The organism is uncultured Victivallis sp. (assembly GCF_944391105.1).
Classification (GTDB): Bacteria; Verrucomicrobiota; Lentisphaeria; order Victivallales; family Victivallaceae; genus Victivallis.
Map to the genome: position 1 here is coordinate 1 of NZ_CALXSK010000035.1, position 24,506 is coordinate 24,506.

Here is a 24,506-nt window from a genome sequence, read left to right on the forward strand (position 1 = left end):
CCTTCCGCGACGCCGCGACCGGGGAGACGGTCCACACCGAACGCCGTCCCTTCGCTCCGACAGTCACGCTCGACTACGTCACGCCGAAGCTCTGGAGCGTCGACGAACCGAACCTCTACTACCTCGACTGCCGCCTCACGTCGAACGGGGCCGGCATCGTCGACGCGGCCACGCTGCGCTTCGGATTCCGCGAACTGACCGCCGAAAACGGCCGGTTCCTGCTGAACGGCAAACCGGTCATGGTCAACACCGACTCCTCGTGGCAGGGAATGTGGGCCCCGTTGTGGCACACGATGGAAAACATGACGCGCAAGAGCATCCGGCTGATGAAGCTCTTCGGCATCAACGCGGCCTACACGCAGCGCATGAATGCCGCCTCCTTCTACGACATCGCCGACGAGGAGGGGTTCCTCTGCATCGAGCGGATCGAGCTCACCTACGACGAGTACAACACGCACACCGCCGAAGAGTGCCTCGCCCTGTGGCGTTCGCTCGCGCGGGAGGCTGTCGACTCCGGCCGGTTCGACAATCACCCGTCGGTGGCGGCCGTTCTGATCAACATCTATTATCAGATGTCGGCAAGTGCGAACAATCCGGCCTACACCGCGATGTCGAGAAACGCGAAGGAGCATCTCTACCGCCTGCCGGACGGCACGGAGGAACTCCGCAGCGGCGGCGATCCGAATCTTCCCGGCGATCCGACGATCCGCTCGGAGAAACTCAATCTCGTCGCCGATCACGTGCACGAATATTTCCCGGACGCCGAAGTGCTGACCGGCGCCTCCGGCCATGTGAAAAATGCCTACGGAATCCACCTCTATCACACCTGGGGCGCGCCGTTCGCGGAACTGGCGGCGTTTTTCGAGCGTTACTCGAAAGAGCGCGCCGTAACGGTCTACTGTGGAGAATACGCCATTCCGTACCACGGCTCCTACGCCCATCTGAATCTGTGGGGGCAGATCCGCAACAAGCCGGAGTTCTACTACTGGCTGGAGAACGCCGCGCGCATCCTCGGGCCCGCCGCCTACCGCGAAAAAACCGTCACGGCGACATTCGCCTGGGACGGCGCCCGCAACGACCTGCTCGCCGCCGGCTCCGGACACGACGGGTTTGATCAAAACCTGGAATACGATTTCATTGCCGACTTCTACGCGAAGATTCTGGCCGAATCGGTGAACCGGACGGTCTTTTTCTGGCGGTACGACGGGCTCTCCGGCCTCGCGCCGTTCGAGTATGTTTCGGGCCGCTTTCTCACGGCGGCGCGCTCATGCCCGCCCGCCCCGCGGCTCGACGGCGACCTGACGCGGCCCGGCGTGAAACCGGAATCGCTGATCGGCTCCCATGTGCTGCCGCTCTTCGATCCGTTCGGACCGGATCTCGATTTCCGCCCGAATCTCGTTTCGACCCCGTTCCGGCAGGCGATGAAAAAAACCATCTGCAAAATCGTCGGAGCGGGCAGGGATTACTACGAGGACGACCACGCCTTCTGGAGCGGGGAGACACTCCGCAAGGGATTCGGCGTCATCCACATGGGAGAAAAAACGCTGGACGGCACGGTCGAAATTGTCCTGCTCGACGGTTCCGGCGCGGCGGCGGCGAAAACCGAATTGCCGCTGCGACTCGCCCCGTTCACCCAAAAGATCGTTCCATTCGAGCTGAAGCTGCCGAAAACGGGCGTCCGGCGGGAGTATACTTTGCATGTGCGGTTCCTTTCCGATGCGCCCGATGCGCCGGAACTCGCCGCCGCGCAGAAGATCCAGCTCTTCCCGCAGGTTCTCCCGGCCGTCCGGAAAATAGCGCTCTACGGCGGAAAGCCGGAATTCGTTTCGGCGCTGAAACAGCTCGGCTACGAGATCGTCCCGGTCAATACATTCGACCGGCTCGACCCGGCGCTGCCGCTCGTGGTCGCTCCCGGCGCAATCCGCGACCGGAAGGACCTGCCCGACTTCTCCGCGCTCGCCGACGAACGCGGAATCCGGACACTCGTGATGGAACAGCCCCGGAACGCCTCGCCGGAGCTGATGAAAATCCGCAGCCGTCAGGCGTTCATCAACGCCCCCTCACACCCCGTGCTGGAGGGATTTTCCGACGTGGATTTCTCCTACTGGCGCGGCAGTCACTCGCTGGATCCGGCCTACGGCATCGCCGAACCGGGACACGTCTGGTCGAACGCCTCCTGGACCGACTGGGGCAACCGCGGCATGGTCGCGGCCAACGTCTTCCGCCGCCCGCAGACCGGAAACCTCCTGTCGCTGCTGGTCAGCGGCTTCGACCTCTATCAGACGCCGCTGCTGGAGTACCGCGGCCCGAACGGCGGCTGGATCGGCTCTCAGCTCGAAATCGGCGAACGACTGCTGCTCGACCCGGTTGCGACCACCGTGTTCTGCCGCATGATCGACTATCTCGCCGAACGTCGCCCGGCATATGGGGAGGTCGGGTTCTCCGGAGGAGAAAAAGGCAGAGCGCTGCTCGACAAATTCGGCGTCCGCTATCGCGAAAGCGACCTCGAAAACCTCGCCTCGCTCCGGCTGCTGATCCTCTCCGACCCCGACTGGAAGGAGCTCGAAAAACGGAGTCTCCAACTCTCCGACTACGTCTACAACGGCGGGAAGATTCTCTATCTGCACACTGGCGGGAACTGGCACGGTTCGTGGCTGCCGTTCCCGATGGAAATGAAACGCTCCGCGAAGACGGAAAAAGCAGTTACGCTCACTCCCGGAAACGGAAACTGGATGGAGGGATGGAGCGAATGCGAACTCTACTGGCGCGGCAAACCCGAACTGCCGGAATTTTCCCGGTTTCCGAAGAGTGCGGACGCGACCTCCCCGGCGGTTCTGGTCCGGGTGAACCATGGCTGCGGCAGCTACTTCTTCAGTTCGCTCACGCCGGAGAGCTTCGACACGGGGAAAATGGCCGCTGCGAAATATGCCCGTCTGATCTCCGCAGTGCTGACGTCACACGGCGCGGCTCTGGCGAACAGCGCATCACCCTATCTGCCGGATCGCAGTCTCACGATTCCGCTGCGAAATCTGCGCTGGGAGTTCTCGCTCGACCCGAATGACGAGGGACTCGCCGAAAACCGGCAGTCCGGGTTCGACGGTTCCGGCAAATGGCTCAGCGGTCAGCAGACACTCGGCGGCGAATCGGTCCGGCCCGGAGTCGGTTACGAGGCGTTTCTCGAACGCGACTACGCCGGGGTGAGCTTCTACCGGCTGCGCTTCAAACTGACCGCGGAACAGGCCGCGGCGAAGAACATGCGCGCCGAACTCGGAACCATCAACAGCTCAGACCGCACTTTCCTGAACGGAAAAGAGATCGGCTCCTCCGCCGCGGGCCGCCGCGTCTACCGGATTCCGGACGGATTGCTCAAGCCGGGAGAAAACACGCTCGTCATCCGGGTCGAGAGCCGGAAGAAACCCGGCGGACTCGTCGACGCCGCAATCCAGCTCTCCAACACCGACGGCGTCACGAGCTTCTGGAAACGGCTCTACCCCGGCGGCGACCGCGACTACAACTACAATCCGGACTGGATCCGGCAATACTGAACCGGATGATTCTCTCCGGAGGCGCGTATCTTTTACGTCCGCGCTTCCGGAGAACCGGATTCGCGCAGAGAACGGTATTTGCTGCGCAGACAGTTCAAAATCGTAACCGCATTGACCGCCGCGATCCGGTAGAAGATCTGCCGGCCCTCGCGGCGGCATGCGACGATCCCGGCCAGACGCATCTTGTTCAGATGCTGCGAAACCGCGCTCTGCGGACCGGAGACTCCGGAGATGATCTCGCTGACCGTCGATTCGCCATGCAGATCGAGGTACTCGAGTATCCGCAGCCGCACCGGGTGGCCGATCAGCCGGATCACCTCCGCCATCGACTCCAGAAACTTCTCCGGAAGCAGTTCCGTCTCCGCCATCTCTCTCCCCTCCTCCGGTCAGATGAAAAGCGTGCGGCCGCTCTCGCGCGCCATCTGCGCAAAGCTGGCGACGCCGGCCACTTCGTCAACTTCGATGAGCTCCTCGCGCGCGAGCCCCATCACATCCATCGCCATCTCGCAGGCGACGAACCGCACGCCAAGCGCCCGCGCCTGCCGGATCAGTTCCGGCAGCGACGTGACGTTCCGGCTCTTCATCACATGCTTCATCATCGCCGTACCGAGCCCGGCCATGTTCATCTTCGAGAGCGCGAGCTTCTCCGCACCGCGCGGCAGCATCCATCCGAAGAGCCGCGAAACAAAACTCTTCGAAACCCGCGGACCCGGATTCCGCCGCAGCACGGCGAGCCCCCAGAACGTGAAGAAAATCCCCACCTTCATCCCGGAAGCCGCCATGCCGCACGCGATGATAAACGCCGCCATCGCCTTGTCGAAGTCGTTGCTGAAAAGAACGATCGCCACACCGTCCCCGCCGGATGCCGTCCCGGCGGGAACCGCCGCCGGCAGCGCACCGCCCTTGCGCAGAAGTGCCTCAAGATGCTCCTCCTTTCGTTCGAGCGAGAGGAGTTCATACCCTCCTGCCTTGAGCCACGCTTCGAGATCGGGCGCAAACGAGGTTGCGGCGAGAACCTTCAGCGTCGAACCGGGAGCCAGCTGCTCCATCTCGTTCTTCAGCCGCACGATCGGCCCTGGACATGCGAGAGTACGCACGTCGAGTTCTTTCGCCGCAGGCGCGGAAGGCACGGAAGGCGCGGACGGAGCGGGGGCAGCGGGAGCGGGCTTCTCCCGGCGCGGTGCGGGAAGCCCCTGATGGGTGAATTTCCAGGTCAGGTATCCGCCCGAGAGATTCCGGACGCGGAATCCGTTCTGCTTGAGAATCCGTTCCGCAAGATAACCGCGCAGCCCGACCTGACAGCTCACCACGAGCTCCCGGGAACGATCCAGCTCTCCGAGCCGCCCGCGCAGCTGTCCGAGCGGAATGTTGACCGCGCCCGGAATCGCACCGGCCTGATGCTCCGCGACTTCGCGCACATCAATGATCTGCGCCCCCTCCGGAATCGCATCGGCATACGCGAGTTCCGTCATGCCGTCAAGAACGTTCTGCGCAATCATTCCGAGGAAGTTGACCGGATCCTTCGCCGAGTTGAACGGCGGCGCATACGCCAGTTCGAGCTCCGCCAATTCCGGCGCGGTGCGGCCCGCCTGCATCGCCGTGCCGATCACGTCGATCCGCTTGTCCGCCCCCTTCGCACCGACCGCCTGCGCACCGAGAATCTTCCCGTCGACTCCAAACAGCAGCTTCATGTGCAGCTGCGCTCCGCCCGGATAGTACGAGGCGTTCGAGGCCGGATGCGTGTAGATTTTGTGATAGTCGACTCCAAGTGACTTGAGCCGTGACTCGGTCAACCCCACCGCCGCGGCGGTCAGACTCCCGACCTTGATGACCGACGCCCCCCAGCTGCCGCGGTAGACGCGCTCTTTCCCGGCAATGTTGTCGGCGGCGATCCGTCCCTGCTTGTTGGCCGGACCCGCGAGCGGAATCGCGGTCTTCCGCCCGGAAACGCAGTCGACCACCTCAACCGCGTCTCCCGCGGCGTAGATTTCCGGATCGGAGGTGCGCAAATGTTCATCCACGATAATGTGTCCGCGTGCGCCGAGTTCGAGCCCCGCCGCCGCGGCGAGTTCCGAGTTCGGCTTCACGCCGACGCTCATCACGACCAGATCAGCCGCGAGCTCCGTCCCGTCCTGAAACTGCGCAACAAGCGCTTCTCCATCCTTCCGGAACCCGGTCAGCTCCGCATTCAGCCGCACGTCGACGCCGTCGGCCGCAAGCTCCGCCCCGAGCAGCCACGCCATCTCACGGTCGATCGACGGCAGCACGTGACCCGAGTGCTGGACAATCGTCACATCCAGCCCCCGTTTCCGCAGATTCTCCGCTGTCTCCAGACCGATGAAGCCCCCGCCGACCACGAGCGCGCGGCGCGCGCCCTCCTTCACAAGTTCCCCGAGCGCATCCATATCCGGAATCGTCCAGAGCGAGTGGATGCGCGGATCGTCACTGCCCGGCAGCTCCGGCGCGGCCGGACGCGACCCCGTCGCCAGCAGCAGTTTGTCGTACGACTCCTCGTACTCCGACCCGTCCGCCCGCCGGACACGAACCACCTTCCGCGCCCGGTCGATCGCAACGGCCTCGTTCCGTACCCGCACGTCCACGTTGAACCATGCCCGGAACTTCTTCTCGGGCATCACGAAAAGCGAGTCCCGCTCCGGAATCACACCGCCCAGATGGTACGGCAGCCCGCAGTTCGCATACGAAAGATACTCCCCCCGCTCAAGCAGCACGATCTCCATGAACTCGTCCAGCCGCCGCAACCGCGCCGCCGCACTCGCCCCCGCCGCCACAGCACCGATGATGACCGTCTTCATATCCACGCCTCCTGTTGGTTGTTGTTTTTATATTATCATATCATAATATTTTAATATTTCAAGCGATAATGCGCGAAACCTGGAAAAAAATGGAGACGACGGCGGAAGCCGGGGGGGGAATTCCACCGCCTCAGGGGGCGGCAATTTCCCGGGTCAGGGATTTCGCGTAGTCGGAGAGCGAGTTGTCTCGCGCGCCCATGATGACGATCACATCTCCGGCCCCGGGCTTCAGCGTGAGAAAATCCGCGAGCGTCTCGCGGTCCGGAAAGACCATGAACCGTTCCGGCGAACGGCTTCTGCTCTTCCAGTCGGCCGCAACCTCCTGCGCGGAAGGCGAAAAACTCGACGTTCCGCCCGCGTAAAACGGCTCGAGCAGAATGAACCGGTCGCGCCTCGTCAGAAACCCGTCGAGACGCTCGAACAGCTCATCGCGCATAAAGCCGAACGGTTTGTAGCCGTGCGGCTGAAACACCGCATAAATCCGCCCCGGCGCAAGTTCCCGCATCGCGCTCAGGCAGGAGAGAATTTTCTCCGGATTGTGCGCATAATCATCGTAAACCGGCGTTCCCTTCGGGGTGATCCCCGCAAAATCGTTCCGCCGCCAGACACCGTCGAACCGTTCCAGCGACGCCAGACGCTCCTCGTCCGTGCCGACGCCGAGCAGATCGAGCATCGCGTACACCGCAAGCGCGTTCAGCGCCGTGTGGAATCCCGGCTGCGGCAGAACGAGATGCTTTTCCCCGTTGAACTCGGCGAGAAACTCCGTGCTCGCGATGCGGAAATCCTCCGACCGCAGCCCGTAAATGGAAAGCGCATTGTTCGCTCCGTACAGATCATCGACCGCACGGTCGCCCGTGGGAGCAAGTTCGGAGCGGCGGCCGTGCGTGTAGATCGCCTCCGGACGCTCAACCTTGCGGTAGTCGGTGACCGCATACCGGGAGTCCCGGCGCGGTTTCGCATCGAAAACCCTCACGTCCAGATGCGGCGGGATCTTCTCCCGAACCGCCTCATAGACACCGCGTTCCAGCACCGCCCCCCGCCGCACGCGCCCGAGAAATCCGGCGAACACCCGCGCGAGTTCCTCCCGGTCGTAGTGATCGGTTCCGATGTTCAGCACGAGCGCGTAATCGGGCGAATAGTGCAGCAGGCTCCTGTCGCTCTCGTCGGCCTCGAAAACGAAATACTCCCGGCTGCCGGAACGGTAGTTGCCGGCGAAACGCCCGGAGTGAAAACGATTCGAGAGCGCCCCGTTCAAACAGCACGGATCGAGCCCGAGGTTCGTCAACGCCTCGGCCAGATAGGCGGTAACCGTACTCTTGCCGCAACTGCCCGTAACCGCGATCGTCGTACCGAATCCGCACGTTTCAAGCATGTGTTCCAGCAGTTCCGACCGGTGCAGCCGCGGGATTCCTCCGGCCGCTGTCCAATCGGGATTGTCCTCCTCGATCGCCGTGGAGTAGACGATTGCATCGGGGCGGCCCGCCGCAATGAACGAACCGTCCTGCGGAAAAATCTCAATCTTCTGGTTGCGCAACGCGTCGATGATGCGGGCGTTTTCCGGGCGATCCGCGCCGCGGTCGCTGCCGGTTACCCGCATGCCGTGATCACGGCACATGGCGGCCAGCCCGCTCATTCCGATGCCCCCGATTCCGATGAAATGCAGATGGTTCATGGATTGCTCCGATTGTGTTGATTTTCCGGCAGCAGCGCCGGATCCGGCGGAATGTTCAAATGCCGCAGTACGCGCGTCGCCACCCGCTTGAAAGTCGGCGCCGCCACCGTGGATGCATAGTAGGCCCCATGCGGCTCGTCCACGGTCACGAGCATCACGAAAGCCGGATCGTGCGCCGGAACGAATCCGACGAAACTCGAAAAGTATTTGCCCGACGCATACCCCCGGCCCGGAATGTATTTCCGGCTCGTCCCGGTTTTTCCCGCGACCTCGTACCCGGGCAGAGCCGCCCTCGCCGCGGTTCCGCCTTTCTTTGTGACCAGCGTCATCATGTCGATCAGCTGCCGATGGCATTCAGGATGATCGAAAAGCTGAACCGGTTCCTCGAACGGAATATTCTCCACCACACCGGTCGCGGGATCCTCGACGCGGTCGACGAGCCGCAACTGCGGGAGTTTGCCGTGATTCGCAAGCGCACAGTAGGCGCGCAGCATCTGCAGCGGCGAAACCCGTACCCCGTATCCGATCGGAAACCGCGTGATCGACAGACCGTCCCACTTCGAAACGCGCGGCAGATAACCGCTGGTCTCGGTCCGGAACGGCAGGTTCGTCTTCCGGCCGAAGCCGAACATCCGCAGCGCCTGATAGACCTTCTCCTCGCCGAGCATCATCGCGACCTTCGCTGTGCCGATGTTGCTGGACTTCTGAATCACGCCGGCGACGGTCAGCTTGTCGTAGGGGTGCGAATCGCGCAGCGGTTTGCCGAGATAGATCCAGGTTCCCTTGTCGCAGTCGATCTCGGTCTCGGGCGTGACGTATCCCCAGTCGAGCGCCTTGCCGATCGTGAACGGCTTGATGATCGAACCGGGTTCGATGCCGTCCTCGGCGATCCGGGGCCGCCCCGCCTCGTTCGTGTAGGTCGAACGGTTGTTCGGGTCGAAGGTCGGGCGCTGCGCCATCGCAAGGACATTGCCGGTTTTCGGGTCGACGAGCGCGGCGTACAGCGTCTTCGGCTTCCACTCCTGAAACGTGACGTCGAGCTCCTCCTCCAGAATCGACTGGATCGGTTCGCTGATCGTAAGATAGATATTTCTTCCGTCGCGCGCCTCTTTCGAAATATGCGGTCCGTAGAGCAGCGGGCGACCGCTCCGGTCACGTTCATAGGTCTCCTGACCAAGCTGGGCGGTCATCTGTTCGTCGAAATATTTCTCAAGACCGGTCTGGGCCACATCGCTGTCGTCGACGACATTCGTGAACCCGAGCACGTTCGAAAGCAGAGACCCCTTCGGGTAGATCCGCTTGTAGGAATCCTTGAAAAAAAGACAATTGAATTTGTTGACCTTCGCAAGAGACTTGAGTCTGGCGGCCTTCTCCAGCGAGATGTCGCGGGCGATCATCGCATAGGTGTTCGGAACCGTCTTGAATTCGAACCTCTCCGGCTCCGCCCCTTCGACCGCGACGCGTTTGCGGCGAGTCGGCGCGAGCTTGCGGAAGAACGCCTCATACGAGGTCTCCGGAAACTCCAGCGAAAGCAGATACGCCAGACGCCGGCGTTCCGCAACGGTCTTCATGTGAGAGGGATCGGCCGTGACGTTCACACTCGGGATGTTGCTGACCAGCAGATTCCCGTGCACATCGAAAATCTCGCCCCGTTTGCCGGAAGTCACACGGGTCGTCGTATAGGTGTCGCGCGCCTTGTCCAGATAGTAGTCGTGCGCGACCACCTGGACAAAGTAGAGCCGGACGGCCAGAGCCAGAGCAACAGGAATCAACAGAACCGCCACAAGACGGATCCGCCAACGTATTTTGTCATTCGTGCTCTGCATACCCGCTCACCCGGCCGGCCGCAAATCAGTTGCGATGCCCGCCGCCAGAACTCCGGCGGGCGGAAGCGACCGACTCCAGCGGAACCATCTGCGCCTGCCGCGGCGTAAGCAGCGCCATGCGCCCGACCTGTCCCGGAGCCGGTTCCCGCAATCCGAGATTGAACTGCACGATCTTCCTGCGGATGTGCTCCCAGCGCGAAAGCTGTTCGCGCCGAATGCGCAGCTGGGCGATTTCACGATCGGTGCGCGCAATCTCCTGCTCGGTCTTGCGGATCGCACGATCGGTTTCCGTAATCCGCTGATTCAGATAGATGTAAATATTCAGAACCGCCGCGATGACACCGAGAAACAAGCCGAATTTCACCATCGCCGCAAGCCTGGCTCCGAGAGTGGCTCCCGCAGTCTGCGTACTCTTGCGCTGTCGCTTCAATTTTCCTGGCTGAATGTTCATGGCTACCTCCCGGCATCCTCCTTATCTGTAAAATGTTCTCTTGATTCAATCCATGATTTTTTCCGCGACCCGGAGTTTCGCCGGGGCGCTGCGCCGGTTTTTCCCGAGTTCGTCCGCTCCGGCAGTGACCGCTTTGCGCGTGACGATCTTCAGTGTCGGGACCTTGCCGCAGACGCAGACCGGCAGCCCCGGCGGACAGACACAGCTCGCCGCCTCGTCCCGGAAAAAGTTCTTCACGATCCGGTCTTCCAGCGAATGGAAGCTGATGACCGCAATCCGCCCCCCCCGGCGAAGCAGCTTCACCGCCTCCGGCAGCGCCCGCTCCAGCTCGCCGAGCTCGTCATTCACCGCAATCCGCAGCGCCTGAAACGGCAGCGTCGGCGCCGGCAGCTGCCCCGGACGGCTCTTCCCGAGCACTTCGTCGCACAGAGATGCGAAATCCGAAGTCAGCGCAAACGGCCGAATCACCCGCTGTTTCACGATCGCCGCCGCGAGTTTGCGGGATTTCGCAACCTCGCCGTACTCACGCAGAATCCGTTCAAGCTCCGCCTCCGACGCCGTGTTCAGCAGCCGGCTCGCAGTCAGAATCGAACGACGATCCATCCGCATATCGAGCGGCCCCTCGGCACGCCATGAAAATCCCCGCTCCGGATGATCAAGCTGCGGGGAGGAAACCCCGATGTCGAGCAAGACACCGTCGACTTTCTCCCAGCCCGCTTCAGCCGCCTTCACCGCAAGCTCCGAGTAGTTCCCCCGCACAAGCCGGACGCGCTCACGCGCGAAAGAAAGCCGCTCCTGCGCCTTCGCAAGAGCCGCGTCGTCGCGATCGATCCCGAGCAGTTCCAGATTCGGATACTTCTCCAGCAGCAGCGCACTGTGCCCGCCTCCGCCGACGGTCCCGTCGATCAGCCGTAAAACGCGATTCGGCGGGAAAACAAGATGCGTCAGCACCTCGCCCGCCAGAACCGGAACATGTTCAAACCCTTCGGCCATCTTTTTCTACGCTTCGTCTTTCTTCCTGATCGCCTCCGCCAGCAGCGACGCGATGCCGTCGCCCTCATCGCTCACTTTCTGGATCTCGTCCAGATACATATTCAACGTCCCTTCATCATCCGGAATGCGCCAGTGTTCCGGCGCGCAGATCCGGATATGAGTCACGGCTCCGATGAGCTTCAACTGGTTCTTCACTTCAATCTCATCGAGCATCTTCCGGTCCAGCGCAATACGACCCTGCCTGTCGCAGCGGCACTGGCGCGAACGCGAACCGAGATACGCAAGCGCCATCTGCATTTTCGGATTCGCAATCGCCAGCTTCGTCGCCTTCTTCACGAAATCCAGAAAGGTCTGAATCGGCAGCAGCACCAGCGCCTTTCCTCGCGCAGGAATCATCACCAGCTCCGTCGCGCCTTCCGGATTCCGCCAGTCGCTCGGAAACGTCACGCGGCACTGGGCGTCCAACGCATGATCGTATTCGCCCAGATACAGACCCGTAAACAATCCGCCGCCTGCCATCGTTTCCCTAAATACTCCTAATCAACCCTATTTGCTCCTATTTTACTACATTTTTTTCTTTTTTCAACCTTCGAAGTGATTATTTTTCGATTTTTTTGTCGTAAAAGACGCTGGAGACAAAGTCATTGCGATGGAAAACCGAAGGGGGGAGTGCTATTTTGGAAAAAAAGAAAGATGCGAACATGGAAGCTGCGACATCGGAAAAAGAGAGAATTCGAAAGCTGCGGAAAACCCTGAAACGCGCCGTGCCGCTCGCATTGCTCGGAATGCTGCTGGCCGGTTACACCTGGCTGCAACTCATCTACTTCGTTCCGGTGACGGGCGGGGTGGATCAGAACGGATACCATGCGTCGGGCCGACTTCTGAACCTCACCGGAGTGTCATACCGCACGACCGGCGACCCGCTCGAATATGTCGGAAGCATGTGGGTGGTCAATGAACGCGGAGAATTCTACCCGAAATACCCGCCCTTTTATCCTCTGCTTTCGGCGGGGATGAACCTGCTGCTCGGCGCGGGGGGCGGATTTTACGCAACACTCTGGGGCGCGGTGCTCGCGGTCGCCGGAATGTATGCGCTGTCGCGTTTCTGGCTGGGGAGGTATCACGCGCTGGCGGCGGCGATGCTGCTCGCGCTTTCGCCGGTCATCTTCGCACTGGGGCTGACGAAAAATTCGCACACGCCGAGCCTCGCCTTTTTCCTCTGGGGGATGGCGGCATTCATGCGCGGGGCGACCCGCCGCAAAAGCAATGCGGAACTCCTGTGGGCCCTCCTCGGCGGATTCCTCATCGGATACACGGTCGGAATCCGCTACACGGATTTTCTGCTGATCCTCATTCCGGCGGCCTACGCCCTCGTGCTGGTGCCGAAACACTGGAGATGGAAGCTGCTCGCCGCGCTTGCCGCCGGTGCGGCGACTCCATATGCGGCGCTCGCGTACTTTCACCTGCGGGCCTACGGCGCGCCGTGGCGGAGCGGATATTTTCTGACCTCGGAATCCGGCGCGTTCTCCCCGGGGTTTCTGCTGCAGAATTTCCAGATCTATCTGTCGGAATTCTTCACGCTCGTGGTCGGACCGGCGGGGGTGCTCGCGCTGATTGCGTGGCGGTTCCGGTGGAAGCAGGCGCTCTTCTGGGGAATCTGGCTGCTGCCGACCTTCGGGCTGTACCTGATGTACTACTGGGCGCCGGACGGAGAGTCGACGGGCGCGATGCGCTTTCTCGTGCCGCTCGTGCCGGCGGTGATTCTGCTCGCGATGCTGTCACTGCGGCGGCTGCTGCAGCGGATCGGCAGCCGGAAGGCGGTGATCGTCACACTCGTGCTGCTGTTCGGGATGCAGGGAGTCTGGGCGTGGACGAGGATCACGCGGTTCGGGGAGCAGCGGTACGCTTCGGACATCCAGCGGGCGTTCATCGTCGAAACCGTCAGGCACAGAGTCCCGGAACATGCGATCATCCTCTCCAACACCGCGATGCTCGACGAACTCGACTTCGAACAACGCTGGACGCTCTATCCCTCCTATCTCCTTGCCCCCCGGGAGATTGAACGCATCGTCGAAAATTCGCTCGGGGCGCAGGCCGCGGGCCTCCAGAAACTCCGCGCCGAACGGCTGAAACAGGAGGTCGGCTCTCTCAATCACGGCAAACTTTATGAATATCTGCGCAACTTTTTTGAAAAGAAGCAAAGGGAGGGAAAAACGATCTATTTCCTCGGCAGACCGCAGGAGGTCAACCGGTTCCGGCGTTCGTTCTACCGCCACTTCGAAGTGGAGGATCTCGGGATGCTGACCGGTTCGCGCCCCGCCTGGCTGCTGCGCGACGTGAAGCCGAATGCGAGCCGTTACCGCCCGCACGACGAACCTGTGCCGCTCACGGCATACGAACTTGTGAAACTCGGCCCCCGGCGGGAGAAGGTGCTGCCCGCAGCCGCAAGCGAACCGCTGCTTCTGACCGAGCGCAGCGAAATCATCAGCCGCGTCAATCCGGAAAACGATCAGGAGCTCGCACGTGAACTTGCCCGGCTCGAATCGATCCGCGACGATCTCCTCAATCTCCGCCGCTCGACGGCCGACGCCGCCGCGCGGCAGCGCGAACGCAGTCTCCGCAACCGGATCACCCGGCTCGAAAAGGAGATCGCCCGGCGGAAGCAACGGGAAAAAGCCCCCTCCCCCTCCTCCGGGAAAACCGGAAAACAAACCGCTCCGGCCGGAAACCGCCCCTCCCCGTGACGGCGGACTCCCCCGCCTCCGAATGGGAGCTCAGGGGAGTACAACATTCTCCGCGCGGAGACGGCGGCGCAGTTCCTCGACGTCGATCCGGGCGCACGGGGTCGCCGTTTCGAGCGCAAGCGCTGCGGCATTTCCCGCGGCCTGCCCCATGCCGAAGCAGGGCGGCATCACCCGGATTGCCGAAAGAACCGCCCGGTCGCACGAGACGCACCGTCCCGCAGCCAGCAGATTCTCAACCCCCGGAGCGACAAGCACCCGGTAGGGGATCGTGTAACTTTTCGTCGACGGAATATATTTTCCGATCAATCCGAAGTGGTTGTCTCGCGAATTCGACAGCATCAGGATCGCATCCGGAAACCGCTCTCCATCGATCAGCGACTGTTCCCGGAGGATGAACTCCCCCTTGATTCTCCGCGTCTCGCGCACGCCCGGCACGGCCGCGCTTGCAAGCAGTCGAACCTGTTCGCACCCCTTCACATATTTGCGCAGGAACTTCAGGATCGCCCCGATCTGTTTCCGCCCCTCCACGGCGATGCGGGTCAGGTCGGCGGAACGAGTGCCGTCGACGTCCGGGATGCGGGTGACGTTCGCACGCCAGGAGTCATCATCGGCCTTGTAGAGCCCGAGGCGGCGACGCGGAATCGGGTATTCACCGTTGGCGGCCGCCTCGGCGATCTCCTTTTCGAACCGCATGGACTCCCAGCCGAGCGCCTCTTTCCGCGCCTGCAACCGGGATTCATCGATTCCCGTCAGAGAGAAGAAGAGTCCGGCGGCCTGCATTTCCCCGGTCGTCTCGTCGCCTTTCATCATCGGGCATCCCGCGAAAGCCGCGATGTCTCCGTCGCCCGTGCAGTCAACGACCAGACGCGGATCGACCGCCGCCAGCCCCTCCTTCAGCGCAAGAATCACGCGGCGGATCCGTTCGCCGCCGGGGGAACGGATCACAGCGACCGCCTGCGCACCGTAAAGCAGTTCGACACCGCTCTCCTGACACATCTCCTCGGCAACGCGTTTGAACACCTCCGGATTGAACGGCGTCAGGTTGTGGTGACCGAATTCGTGCCACGACGAATGGGCGTCGCAGTTTTCGAGGCTCATCGGTTCGAGTGCGCCGTCCGCGGCGATGAGCCGGTCGACCAGCTCACGGAAGAATCCACGGATCAACTGTGTTTTCCCCTCCGGATCCGACGAGGTCATGAAAGGGCCGACCAACCCGCCGGTTCCGGTTCCGCCGAGGCAGAATTCGCGCTCGATGAGCAGGACCCTGCGTCCGCGCCGGGCTGCACAGCAGGCGGCCGCGATTCCGGCAGGGCCGCCGCCCGCAACAAGAACTTCCGGATCCCCGATCAACGGGATTTCGCCCGGGAAATCGAATTTGACGTTTTTCATTCTGGAGCTCCTTTCTGTAAAGTACGATGCAATATACCCCGGTTGCAGCCCGTTTCAAGAAACCCGCCCCGGCTCATTGTCGATAAAAATCGATAAGAGCCGCTGCCGGGGTTGACAAACGACCGTTCCGGAGTTATTGTTCCATCACAATGAAAAAGATCACGTCCACAATGGTCGCCCGCGAGGCGGGGGTGGCACAGAGCACGGTTTCCCTGGTGGTGAACAACCGGCCGCGCGTGTCGGAAGTGACCCGGAAACGGGTGCTCGACGCGGCGCGGCGGCTCGGTTACGTACTCGAACCTCGTTCCGGCGGAGTGCTGATCGGCGTCATCATCACAGGCTGCCGTGCGATGAACAGTTACCTTGCGATGACGATCACCGCAGTCAAGGAGGAGGTGCACCGGCGCGGCTTCCGGCTGGAGATCATCAACAGCGACGACATCGAACTGCTGAACGAGCGGGTCGTCGCCGGAGCGATCAGCCTCTCGAACGATCCGGAACTCAACGAACGCTGGAAGGAACTCAAAAATATCCCGCTGGTACGGTTCGTGAGCCGCGGCTCCCACGCGGACAACATCTATACGGTCTATCCCGACTGCCGGGCCGATCTGCGGCTGATTTTCGATTACCTGAACCGGATGGGACACCGGAGAATCGGACTGTTTCTGGAACGCACCGTCGAGCAGGAGCGGCGGTTTCTCGACCGGACCGGGGAACTGTTCCGGGAACTGCTCGAAGCAGACGGCATCGCGGCGGCGGAACGGCTGGTCTCCTTCGCGGGAAGCGGAACGCTGACGGAACGGCTGGATCGCCTTCTTCAGGAAGGCATCACGGCGCTCGTGGTGATGCCCGGCGATGTGGCGCTGCGGATTCAGGGGGAACTTGCGCGGAGGAATCTGCGTGTGCCGGAGGATCTCTCGCTCCTCTCGCGCGAATACAGCAACGTCTCGGAATTCATGACGCCGCCGACGACCACACTTCTGCCGGATTATCCGGCGATGGCGGCACACGCGCTCAATCTCATCGAGATGTTTCTGCAACGGAAACAGCCCCCCGGCGACATCGCCTGTCCCGGGAGGCTGTTGATTCGCGATTCCGTCCGCGACCTGCGGAATCAGAATTTCACGACCGGGTAACGGCTCGGGTCCTTGCTTTCTCCGATGCCGGGGGCGATCGCGATGAAGCTCTCCCGTCCGAATCCGTCGTTGTCGTTCACGAGCAGATTGAACCGGAATCCTTCGCGTCCCGCCTGATCGGTCAGACCGATGGCCTTGAACGGGATGCGCGCCTCATAGCCGGTTGTATGAGAGTTTTCGTCCCGGGAGGTTTCAAGCGTGATTTCCGCAGCCGTCCGAACCGGATCGAACCGGCGGGGAGCCTGCCAGACATGGACCTCGCCGCGCCCGGTTTCGAGCCGGGTCAGGCCGATTTCCCACCGCTCTTTCTGTCCGGGCAGGAGGAGGGCGAACTGGATGTTGTCGCCTTTCCAGACCTCCTCGCCGGAATAGGGCTGCACATGACGGTCGTCCAGAATTTCCACTTTCAGCAGCAGCGCTTCTCCATCGCGCCCCATCCAGACTTTCGCAGAAAGATCCTGCGTTCCTTTCCAGAACAAATGGGCCGTTTCCGGAGAGTTCGGAACCTGCGCATAGACCTGCCCCGCCGCGTCGAGGAGAAAATCCGGCTCCTGGTGATATCCCTGTTTCGGAATCCGGGCGACCGAATCGATCCGGTAACGGAAACTCTCGCCGTCCAGAAAGAGCGTCAGCTCCTTCTGCCGCCCCGGCGCCGAACGGAATCCGGCGTCGGTCTGAACCGGGAGGCGGACGACTTCAGTCTTTCCAGCTGCAAGTTCGAACGTTTTCCGATTCCATTCCGCGGAAATTCCATCCGGAAGCGCGAACCCCAGCTGAAACTTGCGGGGGGCACTCCCCGGGTTGAACACCGCAAACTCCAATGCGGAGCTCTCCCCCGGGACGACCTCCAGAGCGCCGACAGGATGAATCAGCGCGCCGGCAACTTTGAACGCCTCGCTCTGGCCGGAGACGCGCAACGTCGCCGGTTCCGAACCGACTTCAAACGTGACCACTGCGTTCGTCGCCGCAAGCGGTTTGCGATTGCCGTACAGGTCGATTTTTTCCGCGCGTCCGGTGACTCCGGAGATGGCCAGCGGCAGAATCCGGTCGTCGCCGGTGTCGCTCCATGCCGCCAGCAGCATGTTGCCCTCCCGGTCCCGGAACAGATATCCGTGCAGATCTTTGCCGATCCGGCATTCGCGGAGAAACGTCCCGCCCTGAAAGAGATTCGCCAGCGCGTTGTATGCCGCATAGACCGGTTTCGGGTAGAAATCATGCGTCAGCATACCGAAATTGTGCTCATTGTTGGCCGGATCGAACCCGTCGTTGCGCAAATCGTACCAGTTGTAGCCGAGCGCCCCTTTCGCCCACGAATAGATGAGCTTGCGGAACAGCGTCTGCGCCTGTATTTCCTCCCCGCAGACCATCGATGAAACAGCCGTTTCATTCGCGTACCACGGTTTGCGGTTGCCGTAAGAGGGAAGCCGCTCGATCTGATCGCGATACCCTCCGAAAAGTCCGTGACCGTGAAACGCGAAGATGTCGTACTTCCCGGAACGGATCACCGCGGGCATCATCCGGGGATTCCCGGCCCGGCCGGACTGCCCGGGCAGACAGGCGAATCCGCCGCAGAAAACCTGCAGCTCCGGAGCGACCCGTTTGATCTCATCGTAAGCCGTTTCCAGCATCCGGACATACTCGTCCTCGGGGAAGTTCGCAAACATGTACAGATCCGGTTCGTTCCAGATCTCGGCAAAGCGGATTTTGCCCCGGTAGCGGGCGGCAAAGGTTCCGACAAAGGTCCGCCAGCGGTCATAGTCGGGACGGGCGCGATGGAAGAAATCCGGGTTCAACGGTTTCCACCCTTTCGCCACCGCCCAGCCGGCGCAGTAGGAGTAGATCGGCATGAGTTCAATTCCGTACGCGCCGAAGATTTCGACCAGCCGGTCGAAAGAACCGAATTCCCAGCGTCCCTCGGCAGGCTGCACCCGATCCCAGCCGATGTCCTCACGAAGCGCCTTGACGCCGCACCATCCGGCCGCCATCGCCTCTTTCCGCTGGATTTCGGCACTCGTGTTCTGCGGATGCGAACAGACTCCGAACACGAACCCCTCCGTCCGGCCCTGAGTCGGGCCGGCGGGAATCAGATACGCGAACCGCATCTCCTTGCGGAGCGGACGCACTGCGGGATCCTTGTCATTCAGTTCGATATTCAACTTGTAAACCCCGAATGCCGTGGGGCACGGCAGGGCGAAACTCTTCTCCTCTGCCGGAGCGAGGTCAACCGTTTCGGTCGATTCTCCCAGCAATTCACCGCGCACCCCGACGAGGTTCCACTTCAGAGTGCCGGCCATCCGGCGCGGGCGCGGATTGCGGAGAGACAGAGAAAGTTTCTCTTCCTCTCCCGCTTTCAGCACGTGAATCAGAGTGCCGGAGCCGGTCCGCAGCTCCGGAGAGACCGGAGCGTTGCTGTCGAGAACGTCGCAGCGGATTCCGCCGATTCCGAACGTTCCCGTCTTCCCGGCGAAATCCCCGGTCACCCCGCGGAAACGAACCGGCATGGTCAGTTTGCCGTCCGCCTTTGCTCCGCCGCCCCAGTGGCCGGCCTCCGGCCGGGAGGCGTCGACGGCAAACGCAATCTCATGCCATTTGCCATCTCCCTGCGGAGGGGTCGCACTGAACTGGAACACCTCGTCATCGGCATCAATCAGCCGCAGGTTGAACGACCGGACGGGATGACCGGGCGGCAGAAACACCCTGCTCCGGAAAGTCGCCCTCGTGAACTCCGGGACATTCCGCGCCGGATTCGCCTGACAATCGAAATAGGCCGCCTCGGGAGCATCGGCCCGATCAACCGTGATCGGATTCCCGGAGACCGGGAAATTGCGGATCTGCGAATTGTCACGGCGGTGAAACAGCAGCAGCGCATTCTCCTTGCCCGGAGTGAAGACGTCGACACTCTGAATCGGAGCCGCTCCGAGATTCCCCAGAATCCCCGCGGCCAATACGATCATACCGGCAAACATTCTCATCCGGATATCCTCACTGCAGCAGCGAAAGATTCGACGTGACGAAGTAGGTCATCTTCATCGGGGAACTTTTCGCCTCCTCCCCCGAATAGGAAGCGACATGGCCGTCCGCGTGACCGACGTTGGCGCGGTTGTTGTGCTGCGCATACATCCCGCCGCTCTCCATCGCCTCGCGGGTCCGAAACACCGGGCAGGCATATCCCATATTCGAGCCCGTCTGCACGATGGAATCCGTAAACACGAAGAAACGGCTCGGATTCTTCATCTTCCCAGGGAGCAGATAACTGTTGGAGTGCTCCGCATCAAGCCGGAAAAAGCAATATCCCATCTCATCGGCCAGCTCTCTGGGCTCGCTCCATCCGCAATTATCGTTGAACATCGCGTAAGTGCTGAACCAGTCGCCGTTCTTCTGCGAGGAGGGGCACATCAGCACTTTCGGAGAGATGTAACCGCCCCCTTCTTTGACCGTATTGCGGCCGTCCTCCCCCCTGCCCCAGGAAAGCCGGGCCCAGAAATAACCGTACCGGGTATCCAGCGGATCATAGCTGTAACAGATCATCATTCCCTTGTTGTCATCGGCATACATCTGCTGCCCGGTCATGCTCTGCTTGAGATTGCTCACGCATTGCGCAGACTTCGCCTTTTCCCGCGCCTGATTCAGAGCCGGAAGCAACATCCCCGCCAGGATTGCGATGATCGCAATCACCACAAGAAGCTCAATCAATGTAAAACATTGCGATTTTCTCTTCATTTCAGTCCTCTCCTGTTATGTTATTGTATCCGGACCAGACCGGAACACCCTGATCCGGTTCTGAACGGCATTTTCTCCCACTTTGCCCTGCAGTTAACTCAGAGGAGGGGCGATTCGGCGAGTCGACTCGCGAATCGTCAGCTCCGCTTTCAACTGAACATGCTCAAATCTTTCGGGGTCAGGATTTTTCAAAAGGCGAACCGCCTCCTCGATCAGCCGGACATGATTGATCCCGATCGAAGTCAGTGCCGGAGCCCGATACGCCAGATTCCACGCTTCGCCCGCAACCACGACGCTGAGCTGGTCCGGAATCGTGATTCCGCACTCGTAACACGCCTGATAGACGCTGAACGCAGTGGAGTCACTCAATACGAACAGTGCGGTGAAATCAAGTTTCTTTTCAGCCCAGAGCTTTCTCAAATAGAGATAGCTTTTTTTCACCGCATCCTCTCCGGCTGAGATACCGCAATTGATCTCCTCCACCGAACAGCCTCGCAACTCCGCAAACTGACGGAAGCCCTTCGTCCGCGCCAGCAGTCCCTCGCTTACCGGCTCGGAAAACAGCACGGCCAGTTTGCGATGCCCGAGCTCGCAGAAGTGATGCGCCGCAACGGCTCCGGTATACGCCTCGTCATTCGATACCGAGTTCAGAGCCATCCCCGGCAAATGCCCCCCGAAAATCACATAGGGAATCCCAAGCGAGTTTAACGCATTCGTATCTTCGGAAACCATAAGCCTCGGTGCCGGAATCACAATGAGCCCATCCACTTTCGGCTGCTCGAGTTTATGCGGCACATGCTGCCGCCAGTCGAAATAGAGAACCTCATATTCGTAACCGAGCTGTTCCGCCGATTCCAAGAAACACATTTCAACCATATTGTAATATTCCGACGGCCAGCGCGGCACCGCCAGACAGTAAACGGGCTTCGCCCCTTTGCGATAACGGAGCACTGTCGGCGAAACCTCCATGCACCGGCGCCCGTGCTTGCACAAAAGCCCCTCCCGGGTCAACCGCCGGGTCGCATTCGCCACCGTCGCCTGACTCACCCCGAAATCATCCATGATCGACCGCACCGTCCGAAAGGAACTGCCCGGCGTACTGGCAATCAGCTGTTCTTTGAGGCTCTGATAAAGTTGTTCCGATTTGTTCATAAAAGCAGCTCCCACGATCTGCACTGGCGCATGACATCACGCTATTAATTATAGCAGATCGATATTAAAATGTCAATAGCGATACAAGAAAAAAGAATAAATATTGAAAAGCAATCATCCGGTCAATCCCCAAAGGAGGCTGCGCGACGGATGAATGCGGAAAATGCGTTCACGCCTCAAGCCGATGGTCGGCGGGGAGGTTTTCGCCGCTCCAGATCCGTTTCTGCGTCCACGGCTCTTCCGGAGCGGTCCAGAACGGGGCCTCTTTCCCGAGACCGAGCGGCAGAAACGCGGTCGAGGCCAGATAGAGACTCCCGGTCGAGATGTAGCACTCCCCCTGCCCCGGCTGACTGCCGCAGAGGCCGATCCGCAGAAACCCGTCCGGTCGGAACGCATTCTCTCCGAGTGTCTTTCCGATCACCGCTCCGAGCGCCGCGCGCGCCTGCCCGGGCGAAACCTTCTCCGGCAGCTGCTCCCGCAGCGCGAGGCACGCGAGCAGATGAAACGCGCCGCAGCGGTAGGCGATCGAACGACCCACCGCAAAGAAACTTCCATCCGGAGCGACGGAGCGCTCAAGGATTTCTCCATAGCGACGCGCCCGCGCGAGCGTCCGGGCCGCCGCCTCCGGCGCGATCAATTCCGGGAACATTCCGCACAGCTCGAGCAGCATCGGCTGAATGACGAAGCTGTTGTAGTAATCCAGCGAAAACGAGCGCCCGTCGTTGTAGAGCCCGTCCCCGACGTACCAGGCCTCGAACTGACGGTAGGCGTAGTCGATGCGCAGATTGTCGTAGGAACCGGTCAGAAGTTTCAGCGCCGCCTCGACCGTCGCGGAGAAGAGCAGCCAGTTGTTCTCCGGCGGCCGGATCTCGCGTGTGAGACGCAGCACCCGGACAAGATGATCGCGCGTACGACAGTCGAGTTTCTCGCCGAGTTCGCGCGGCGCCCTCAGCACCCCGAGCGCCAGAAACGCGGCGTCAACCAGATTCTGACAGCAGGGGCGCAGCAGTTCCTCAAAATTCCCGTAATCCGGTGATGCGGGGTCGAGTTGAGCGCTCATCAATCCGCGCGCGAGTTCCCGGGCCCGATGCTGTTCCTCCGCCTCGACCGGGTCGGCCGCCTCGCGTTCCAGCCACGGGGCGATGCCGCAGAGCAACCGTCCCGCCGCCTCGAAACAGGTGTAGGGACGCATATTCGCGTCGGGATGCCCCTCGACCGTCATGGTCTCCCGGAGTTTTCCCTGCGCCCCGGCCTCCAGCACCGGGCGCGACAACCGGAGAAGAATGGAGAGAAATTCGTTGCGCTTCATGTTTCAAAGTTCCTTGTTTTCAAGAGAAATCGATCTACTCCATCGCACGTCCGGCCGTTTTCCGGCCGGGGGTGATCCGAAGCAGGCTCGAACATTTAAATTTGCATCTCATGCCGTCAATTTCGCCGAGGCGGCGTCTCCGGCATCCATCTTTGCCGATCAGGCAGGCGTCCGCGAGGCCGAAACGGGAGCCTTCCGCAAAGGGCGCGAGTCCCTGACGCGCATCCGTAATGGGGGTAATATACGTTTGCGAAGTCGGAAATCAAGCCGGGGATGCCGGAAAACTCGATTTGATTTTCACGCTCCGCCGTGCTATATTTTTTCGGATATCAATATGATACGGAAACCCCAATTGCATCGGGAGGTGGATCATGTTCAAGTGGCTGTTGGCGGGAATCGCCGTCTTGTCTCAGGGAATCGCGGCGGATCCGGGCATCGCCCCGTTCCAGCTCGGAGAGTTTGAAGTAACTGCGATTCAGGACGCCGCTTCGACGATGCGCCGCGACCTCTTCCCCGGAGTCTCGGAAGAGGAGTTTCTCAAACTGGCCGGGGGAACGCAGGCGCCCGCATCCGTCAACGTTTATCTGCTGCGGCGCGGCGGAGAACTCATCCTGATCGACACCGGTTACGGCGGCGAACGCGGTTCTCTGCTTAACAAGCTCGAAGCGCTCAAGATTTCCCCGGATCAGATCGACGCCGTACTGCTCACGCACATGCACGGCGACCACATCGGCGGACTGCTGACCGAACAGGGCAACGCGGTCTTTCCGAAGGCGACCATACACGTCTCCGAACCGGAGCACGACTACTGGCAGAGCGGTGCGGCCGGAGCGCGCGGCGAACTCGCGCGAAAAGTGCTGAAAGTCTACATGGGCCGGATCAAACCCTTCCGGTTCGACGACGAGGTGTTTCCCGGAATCCGGGCGCTGGACGCCTCCGGTCACACGCCGGGGCACACGGTGTTTGAGACGCCGTCGCTGCTGATCGTCGGAGATCTGCTGCACGCGGCGGCGATTCAATTTCCTCACCCGAATTTTAGTGCGACCTATGATCTCGACCCGGTAAAAGCGTGCCGCTCCCGGAAGAAATTCTTTGAACAGGCCGCCTCCAGTTCGAAGCCGATCGCCGGCATGCACCTGCCGGCTCCAGGAATCGGCAGAATCGTTTCCGACGGAGACGGTTACCGCTTCGAGCCGCAAAAACCGGCCGAATCCCCCGCAGTCTCCCGGTAAATTTCGAGGTCTTCGGGCGAAAAGCAGCAGAAGATCACCGTCTCCGGCAGCGCGCCGCGCCAGCTGCGGACTGTAGCCAGTGCGATTTCAGCCGCCTCGCGTTTCGGGAAACGATAGACGCCCGTCGAAATCGCCGGGAACGCGACGGAACGGCAGGAGTTCTCCTCCGCGAGGCGCAAACTGTTGCGATAACAAGACGCGAGCAGCTCCGGTTCGCCGCGCGAGCCCCCGTTCCAGACCGGCCCCGGCGTGTGAATCACGAACCGGCACGGCAGCCGGAATCCCGGCGTGATGACTGCCTCTCCGGTCCGGCAGCCGCCGAACGGACGGCACGCCTCGACGAGTTCCGGCCCGGCGGCCCGGTGAATCGCACCGTCCACGCCGCCGCCGCCCAGCAGCGAGCAGTTCGCCGCGTTCACAATCGCATCGACCTTGAGTTTCGTGATGTCTCCCTGAATGAATTCCAACTGCATATCCGCCTCCCGCGTGTGTTCGCGTTACAATAACATCAAAATCTCCTGTAC

The 24,506-nt window shown here is 61.4% G+C and carries 16 protein-coding genes and 1 pseudogene; 4 read left to right on the forward strand and 13 right to left on the reverse strand.

Annotated elements, in window-relative coordinates; all coding sequences use genetic code 11:
- A pseudogene (locus Q0K10_RS10970) lies at positions 1-3,545 on the forward strand (hypothetical protein); the annotation flags it as partial.
- A gap of 32 nt (positions 3,546-3,577) precedes the next feature.
- Here Q0K10_RS10970 and Q0K10_RS10975 read toward each other — a convergent pair.
- The 7 genes from Q0K10_RS10975 to Q0K10_RS11005 all read right to left on the reverse strand — a co-directional run bounded on the left by Q0K10_RS10975 (position 3,578) and on the right by Q0K10_RS11005 (position 11,819).
- Positions 3,578-3,913 (reverse strand): metalloregulator ArsR/SmtB family transcription factor, encoded by a 336-nt coding sequence (locus Q0K10_RS10975; RefSeq protein WP_294506917.1) that lies wholly within the window; start codon positions 3,911-3,913, stop codon positions 3,578-3,580.
- A gap of 18 nt (positions 3,914-3,931) precedes the next feature.
- A complete protein-coding gene (locus Q0K10_RS10980; RefSeq protein WP_294506919.1) occupies positions 3,932-6,358 on the reverse strand; it encodes an FAD-dependent oxidoreductase in 2,427 nt (808 codons plus the stop codon).
- Positions 6,359-6,488: 130 nt separating this feature from the next.
- A complete protein-coding gene (locus Q0K10_RS10985) occupies positions 6,489-8,030 on the reverse strand; it encodes a Mur ligase domain-containing protein (RefSeq protein ID WP_294506922.1) in 1,542 nt (513 codons plus the stop codon).
- A complete protein-coding gene (locus Q0K10_RS10990; protein ID WP_294506924.1) occupies positions 8,027-9,856 on the reverse strand; it encodes a penicillin-binding protein 2 in 1,830 nt (609 codons plus the stop codon). Before Q0K10_RS10990 ends, Q0K10_RS10985 begins: the two co-directional genes overlap by 4 nt.
- Positions 9,857-9,881: 25 nt before the next feature.
- On the reverse strand, positions 9,882-10,307 hold the full coding sequence (locus Q0K10_RS10995; protein WP_294506926.1) for a hypothetical protein: 426 nt from the start codon (positions 10,305-10,307) through the stop codon (positions 9,882-9,884).
- Between the two features lie 45 nt (positions 10,308-10,352).
- The gene (gene rsmH, locus Q0K10_RS11000) at positions 10,353-11,300 is read right to left on the reverse strand and encodes a 16S rRNA (cytosine(1402)-N(4))-methyltransferase RsmH (protein WP_294506928.1); all 948 of its coding nucleotides are present in this window, start codon (positions 11,298-11,300) and stop codon (positions 10,353-10,355) included.
- A gap of 6 nt (positions 11,301-11,306) precedes the next feature.
- Positions 11,307-11,819 carry a hypothetical protein gene (locus Q0K10_RS11005; RefSeq protein ID WP_294506930.1) on the reverse strand — a complete coding sequence of 171 codons (513 nt, stop codon included), beginning with the start codon at positions 11,817-11,819 and terminating at the stop codon, positions 11,307-11,309.
- Between the two features lie 158 nt (positions 11,820-11,977).
- Here Q0K10_RS11005 and Q0K10_RS11010 point away from each other — a divergent pair, with 158 nt between their 5' ends.
- Positions 11,978-14,044 carry a glycosyltransferase family 39 protein gene (locus Q0K10_RS11010; protein ID WP_294506932.1) on the forward strand — a complete coding sequence of 689 codons (2,067 nt, stop codon included), beginning with the start codon at positions 11,978-11,980 and terminating at the stop codon, positions 14,042-14,044.
- Positions 14,045-14,074: 30 nt separating this feature from the next.
- Here the strand turns inward: Q0K10_RS11010 and Q0K10_RS11015 are convergent, their stop codons facing one another.
- On the reverse strand, positions 14,075-15,433 hold the full coding sequence (locus tag Q0K10_RS11015) for an FAD-dependent oxidoreductase (RefSeq protein WP_294506934.1): 1,359 nt from the start codon (positions 15,431-15,433) through the stop codon (positions 14,075-14,077).
- Between the two features lie 149 nt (positions 15,434-15,582).
- Here Q0K10_RS11015 and Q0K10_RS11020 point away from each other — a divergent pair, with 149 nt between their 5' ends.
- Positions 15,583-16,569 carry a LacI family DNA-binding transcriptional regulator gene (locus Q0K10_RS11020; RefSeq protein ID WP_294506936.1) on the forward strand — a complete coding sequence of 329 codons (987 nt, stop codon included), beginning with the start codon at positions 15,583-15,585 and terminating at the stop codon, positions 16,567-16,569.
- Here the strand turns inward: Q0K10_RS11020 and Q0K10_RS11025 are convergent.
- From Q0K10_RS11025 to Q0K10_RS11040, 4 genes are all read right to left on the reverse strand, one after another.
- Positions 16,548-19,541, reverse strand: coding sequence for a sugar-binding protein (locus Q0K10_RS11025; protein ID WP_294506939.1), 2,994 nt, complete (start codon positions 19,539-19,541; stop codon positions 16,548-16,550). The genes Q0K10_RS11020 and Q0K10_RS11025 overlap by 22 nt on opposite strands.
- A 10-nt stretch (positions 19,542-19,551) precedes the next feature.
- Positions 19,552-20,289 (reverse strand): prepilin-type N-terminal cleavage/methylation domain-containing protein, encoded by a 738-nt coding sequence (locus Q0K10_RS11030; RefSeq protein ID WP_294506941.1) that lies wholly within the window; start codon positions 20,287-20,289, stop codon positions 19,552-19,554.
- Positions 20,290-20,382: 93 nt separating this feature from the next.
- Positions 20,383-21,441 carry a substrate-binding domain-containing protein gene (locus Q0K10_RS11035; RefSeq protein ID WP_294506943.1) on the reverse strand — a complete coding sequence of 353 codons (1,059 nt, stop codon included), beginning with the start codon at positions 21,439-21,441 and terminating at the stop codon, positions 20,383-20,385.
- A 169-nt stretch (positions 21,442-21,610) separates the two neighbouring features.
- A complete protein-coding gene (locus tag Q0K10_RS11040; RefSeq protein WP_294506945.1) occupies positions 21,611-22,750 on the reverse strand; it encodes a DUF2264 domain-containing protein in 1,140 nt (379 codons plus the stop codon).
- Positions 22,751-23,121: 371 nt separating this feature from the next.
- Here Q0K10_RS11040 and Q0K10_RS11045 point away from each other — a divergent pair, with 371 nt between their 5' ends.
- Positions 23,122-23,982: an MBL fold metallo-hydrolase gene (locus Q0K10_RS11045; RefSeq protein ID WP_294506947.1), complete on the forward strand. Its 861-nt coding sequence runs from the start codon at positions 23,122-23,124 to the stop codon at positions 23,980-23,982.
- On the opposite strand, the gene Q0K10_RS11050 is transcribed toward Q0K10_RS11045, so the two are convergent.
- Positions 23,931-24,455 (reverse strand): O-acetyl-ADP-ribose deacetylase, encoded by a 525-nt coding sequence (locus Q0K10_RS11050; RefSeq protein ID WP_294506949.1) that lies wholly within the window; start codon positions 24,453-24,455, stop codon positions 23,931-23,933. The two genes, Q0K10_RS11045 and Q0K10_RS11050, sit on opposite strands and share 52 nt — an antisense overlap.
- Positions 24,456-24,506: the final 51 nt, after the last annotated feature.